Below are 4,620 nucleotides of genomic sequence, written 5' to 3'. Positions count from 1 at the left end.
GGCCGATACCGCGCAGGCAGCACTAGAAAATCCCGTTCGGGTAACGCAACTCGTGGCCACAGTCGGGTGAGGCGCGTCGGCTTGGCGTCGCGCATGATTATTTCCCGGCCTATCGCCCACAAAGCGCATCAGATCGGAATTTCTCGCTGAGCCGACAGTTTTCCCTCTGACGGTTCATGAGGCGGGAAACGTCTGCTCGACCAGATTGACGTAGTAGCGCAGCACGGTCGGCACGATTTCGTCATTGAAGACGTAGCGGTCGCCGTGCAGGCCCTCGCCGGGCCCGACATCGCCGACTCCGACCCACGCGTAGCAGCCGCCTGCCTCACGGATCATGAAGGCGAAATCTTCGCAGCCGAGGCTCGGGCTGAACTCGGTCGAAACGTTCTCGCTGCCGACGGTGGCGGCGGCTGCCGCGATGGCGCGCGCGGTCGCGTCGGCCGTGTTGATGAGCGGCGGATAGCCCTTGTGGTAGTCGAGCGTGGCTTTGAGCGCATGGGCTGCGGCAATGCCCCCAGCTATCTCGCCGATCAGCTTCTCGCAATGATCGGAATGACCGGGCTCGAAAAACCGGCAGGTGCCTTGCAGCCAGACCTTCCCAGGCACGATGTTGCCGACATTGCCGCCATGGATTTGGGTGAGGCTGACGACCAGCGCGCTTTGCGGATCAACCGAGCGGCTGACAATGCGCTGGACGGCCTGGACAAAAGCTCCCGCAGCCAGGATCGGGTCGTCGCCGAGCTGCGGCATGGCGGCATGTGCGCCAAGACCCTCGAAGGTCACCTCGAAATTGTCGACGGCGGCCATCTGCGCTCCAACGCGAGCGGCGATGGTCCCCAGTCTGGCGCCCGGCCAGTTGTGGACGGCATACATCGCCTCGACTGGGAAACGCCTAAACAGGCCATCTTCGATCATGCGCAAGCTGCCGCCTTCATTTTCTTCGGCTGGCTGGAAGATGAAGTAGACGATGCCGTCGAAGGCGCGGGATTGGCTGAGCAGCCTGGCGGCGCCGAGCAACATGGCTGTGTGGCCGTCATGGCCGCAGGCGTGCATCACGCCCTCATTCCTGGAGGCATAGGGCAAGCCGGTCCTCTCGACGACCGGAAGCGCGTCCAGCTCGGCGCGGAGACCGATGGCGCGCGTGCCCGCGCCGTTGCGCAGCACGCCGACAACCCCGGTTCCGCCGATCCCCTCATGCACCTCATCGAAGCCGAAGGCGCGCAGTTTCTCGGCAATGAAACGTGCCGTTTCGTTCTCATCGAATCCGAGTTCGGGATTGGAATGGATATGGTGGCGCCAGGCTATGACCTCTGGTGTCAGAGCGGCGATGGGGTCATTATGCAGCATGATGCTCCTTCCACGCCGGCAAAGGCGGTCATGGTTTGATCCGGGATCACGATTAGAAGGTCGCGCAAGAGGCGTCTTGAACCAGATTGACCGCAGCGGGGACGAAATACGTGGACGCGACAGAGATCAGGAAATACTGGCGCCACCCCTGCTTCCCGGACCTTGGCCTGTTCAAGGCGCGCTTCACGCAGCACCGTTATGAGCTGCACACGCACCCAACCTATGTGATCGCACTGATTACTTCTGGCTGCGAACGTATTCGCATCGGGCGCCACAGCGTTCTCGCTCCGGCAGGCGCAATTGCCGTCGTCAATCCCGAGGAGTGGCATGATGGCGAACAAGGTGCCGATGAGGGCTGGGCCTACCGGACGTTTTATCCCTCGGTGCCGCTGCTGACGGCCGTCGCCCGCGAGTTGGGCGGGGCTGACGCTCCGGTTTTTTCACGCGCGATCATCGAAGACAGCAACCTCGCCGCAGCGTTGGCGGCGGCGCATGAAGGCTCGACGTCCCAGGACTCAACGCAGGCCGAGGCGTCGCTGCTCGTCGCCTTGAGGCATCTCATCGTTCGGCATGGCGATTGGGGCGGGCGAACCGAAGAGGTCGAAAGTTCGGGATCGCGACAAAGGTTTTCGATCTACGAGGACGTTATTGAACGCGAACTTGGCTCGCAGCTCGACCTACAGCGGCTTGCCGACGCCGCGTGTGTCACCCGGTTCCAGGTCATCCGGGATTTCAAGAAGGCGATTGGCCTGACGCCCGCGGCGTATATCCGCGACCGGAGGTTGCGTCGCGCCAGCACCTTGATAGAACAGGGGCTCGGCCTCGCCGATGCCGCCATCGCGGCAGGTTTCGCCGACCAGAGCCATTTTTCACGCACGTTCCGGGCGACGCGCGGCATGACGCCTGGCATGTTCAGGAGAGGCGGCTGGGTGCTCCCGAAAGGAGACGCTTGCGCGCGGAAATTTGCTGCGCGATGGTGAAGTTGGGCTTGGGGGGAATCATGCGAAAAATTCTGATATCGACGACGCTGCTGCTAACGGCAGCCCTGTCCGCAACCGCCGCGCACGCGCTGGACGCCAGCGGCACCCCGGTCGTCGTGACCCCGCTTGCCTCGCGCACCGAGACGGCGTCCGGCCAGCCGATCACGCTGCCTCAGAAAAACGTGCAGGTCCTGGTTTCGTCCTATAAGATCGCGCCGGGCGCGACGTTACCGGTCCACAAGCACCCGTTTCCCCGCTATGCCTATGTTGAGGGTGGAACGCTTCAGGTCACCAATGTCGAGACCGGCAAGAGCACTACGTACAAGTCAGGCGATTTCATCATCGAAATGATCGGGCAGTGGCATCAGGCCACCAATGTCGGCGCCGATCCAGTCAAGCTGCTGGTCATCGACCAGGTCGAAGAAGGCACCAAGAACACGGTGTTGCGCCAGTAGCTGGCAACAGTGGCTACCAGCCGGCTGCTCACTTCGCCGCCGCGTTCACCCGATCAGCGGCGGCCGCCAGCACGGCGCGGTCGCCCTCCTCGTACAGGCGGCGGATAGCGATGGCGCTGACGCGCCAGCCTTCGGGCGTCCGCACCAGCCGGTGTAGATAGCTGGCGCCAACTGTCCAGAACCGGGTGTCGAACCAGTGGGTGGCGCGGACGTGGCTGCGCGCAACCGCATCGTTGCCAGCGCCTTCGACAACGATGTTGGTGATGAGGTGCTGGGTGGCGTCGAAGCCCGGCAGAAGGCCTTGCCACTGAGCAATCAGCGCGTCGCGGTCGCTGGTCGCAACCTCGCCACCGAAAAGGCTGGTATAATCGGTCGTGACGCGGGCCGCGAAATAGGATCTGACCCGGTTCCATTCGCGCAAATCGGCATAGAGGCCGATCCCCGCCACTGCCTCGGCGATGGCGGTCTTGTCTTCGATTGTCAGCGCAGCCGTGGACTGCTTGCTCAAGGCCGGCAAGGAGGTAGCTGCAAGCGTCGCGGCGAAGACTGCCGAGGCCACGACCTGCCGGCGGGTAACGGGGCTCATTGTTCCGCCTCCCCTGCATCGCCTAGTGTGGCGCTGAAGTGCGCGGCAACGGCGTCGCTCGCGGCCTTCACCGGCGCAGCGCGGTCGTAGAAATCGAACTGGGTGACGTTGTCGAGCCACAGCTCCTGCTTCTGCCCGGTCAGCCGCGCGTAAAATTTGTGCGCACCCTGTGGGATGGCAGCCGCCTCGCTGTGCACCATCAGAAAGGGCTGATGCAGGTGCCGAGCAGCCTGGATCGCATCGAATGTCAGCCAGCCGCGCCAGAAGGCCGGATCGGCCTCGTTGCGCCAGGCCGGGATCATCCCGCGGTCGGCCTCGGTGTAGTAAGGCACCTTGAACATGATCGCACGCTCGTCGGTCGGGCTGGCGGCGGGCAGCAAGGCCTGCTTGCCGGTGCGGCGATACGCAGCCTCGGCCGCATCGCCCGTGGCTTCAAGCCTGGCGACGCCTTCCTTGCCGCCATAGGTCTGCTCGACCACCTCGGCATCGTGCAGCCAGGGGGCGACCAAGGCGATCGACTTGATCGCGGCATCTTCAGCGGCGGCAGTGACCATGTAGCCGGAGCTGGCGCAAATGCCGAGCCCGCCGATGCGATCCTTGCCGATCTCGGGCCGGGTCGCGAGATAGGCGACCGCCGCTTCGATGTCGGCGATCTTGGCGCCGGGATCCTCATGTTGGCGCCGGGCGCCGCCGCTCTCGCCCCAACCGCGAAAGTCGAAGGTCAAGGCTGCGAATCCGCGGTCGGCCATCTCGCGGGCGTAGCGGGCCGGCATCTGTTCCTTTACCGTCATCCAGGCGCCGGTCACGACCAGCGCGGGCCGAGGTCTCGCCGGGTCCAGATCCTCGGGAAGATAAAGGTCGCCGACGATCTGCTCACCGTGCGAAGTGAAAGTGACGCGCTCGACCCGCGGTGCGGCGAAGGCGCTGGAGCCGAGCGCGACGGCGGTTGCTGCGGCTAATGTCAGGGTTTTCAGCATCGCAAATCTCCTTTGCTTGGCGCGGGAGCGGCAGGTTGAGGAAAGCCGCCGTCTAGCGGTCATCCGCCAGTCGGCCGGGCAGTGGCTTCAGCGTTTAGTTCTTCCCTTCTCCTTCTTCCTCCTTTTCCCTTTCTTTCAACCCCTTCTTCTCCTCTTCTCTCTTTCCTTCCTTTCTTCTCCCCCTCCTTTCTTCTCTTTGTTCTCTCTTTTTCCCTCCTCCTACTTTCTCCCCTCCTCTCTTGCTTTCTCCTACGCTGTCTCCCTGCTCCTCTAAC

At 63.6% G+C, this 4,620-nt stretch carries 6 protein-coding genes; 2 read left to right on the top strand and 4 right to left on the bottom strand.

Annotated features, from left to right (window positions below):
* Positions 1–174: 174 nt before the first annotated feature.
* Positions 175–1,347 carry an amidohydrolase gene (locus EOA86_RS23125; protein WP_128343771.1) on the bottom strand — a complete coding sequence of 391 codons (1,173 nt, stop codon included), beginning with the start codon at positions 1,345–1,347 and terminating at the stop codon, positions 175–177.
* Between the two features lie 110 nt (positions 1,348–1,457).
* On the opposite strand from EOA86_RS23125, the gene EOA86_RS23120 reads away from it, so the two are divergent.
* Both EOA86_RS23120 and EOA86_RS23115 read left to right on the top strand, forming a co-directional pair.
* The gene (locus EOA86_RS23120; protein WP_128343769.1) at positions 1,458–2,327 is read left to right on the top strand and encodes an AraC family transcriptional regulator; all 870 of its coding nucleotides are present in this window, start codon (positions 1,458–1,460) and stop codon (positions 2,325–2,327) included.
* A 20-nt stretch (positions 2,328–2,347) separates the two neighbouring features.
* Positions 2,348–2,782, top strand: a complete 435-nt coding sequence (locus EOA86_RS23115) for a cupin domain-containing protein (RefSeq protein WP_128343767.1) — start codon at positions 2,348–2,350, stop codon at positions 2,780–2,782.
* A gap of 28 nt (positions 2,783–2,810) precedes the next feature.
* Here the strand turns inward: EOA86_RS23115 and EOA86_RS23110 are convergent, their stop codons facing one another.
* The 3 genes from EOA86_RS23110 to EOA86_RS38805 all read right to left on the bottom strand — a co-directional run.
* The gene (locus tag EOA86_RS23110; protein ID WP_127209795.1) at positions 2,811–3,368 is read right to left on the bottom strand and encodes a nuclear transport factor 2 family protein; all 558 of its coding nucleotides are present in this window, start codon (positions 3,366–3,368) and stop codon (positions 2,811–2,813) included.
* Positions 3,365–4,345, bottom strand: coding sequence for an alpha/beta hydrolase (locus tag EOA86_RS23105; RefSeq protein ID WP_128343765.1), 981 nt, complete (start codon positions 4,343–4,345; stop codon positions 3,365–3,367). Before EOA86_RS23105 ends, EOA86_RS23110 begins: the two co-directional genes overlap by 4 nt.
* Positions 4,346–4,439: 94 nt before the next feature.
* Positions 4,440–4,620 (bottom strand): hypothetical protein (locus EOA86_RS38805; protein ID WP_206630109.1); only part of this gene is annotated, 181 nt, incomplete at its 5' end.

The organism is Mesorhizobium sp. M5C.F.Ca.IN.020.32.2.1 (assembly GCF_004023105.1).
Classification (GTDB): Bacteria; Pseudomonadota; Alphaproteobacteria; order Rhizobiales; family Rhizobiaceae; genus Mesorhizobium; species Mesorhizobium wenxiniae.
Note: the sequence above shows the minus strand (reverse complement) of the source record. Positions and strands in the feature narration are given on the sequence as shown.

Bases quoted from the DNA above. Each gene is read 5' to 3' on its own strand.
- EOA86_RS23125 (WP_128343771.1), bottom strand. From the start codon at position 1,347: ATGCTGCATAATGACCCCATCGCCGCTCTGACACCAGAGGTCATAGCC.
- EOA86_RS23115 (WP_128343767.1), top strand. From the start codon at position 2,348: ATGCGAAAAATTCTGATATCGACGACGCTGCTGCTAACGGCAGCCCTG.
- EOA86_RS23110 (WP_127209795.1), bottom strand. From the start codon at position 3,368: ATGAGCCCCGTTACCCGCCGGCAGGTCGTGGCCTCGGCAGTCTTCGCC.
- EOA86_RS23105 (WP_128343765.1), bottom strand. From the start codon at position 4,345: ATGCTGAAAACCCTGACATTAGCCGCAGCAACCGCCGTCGCGCTCGGC.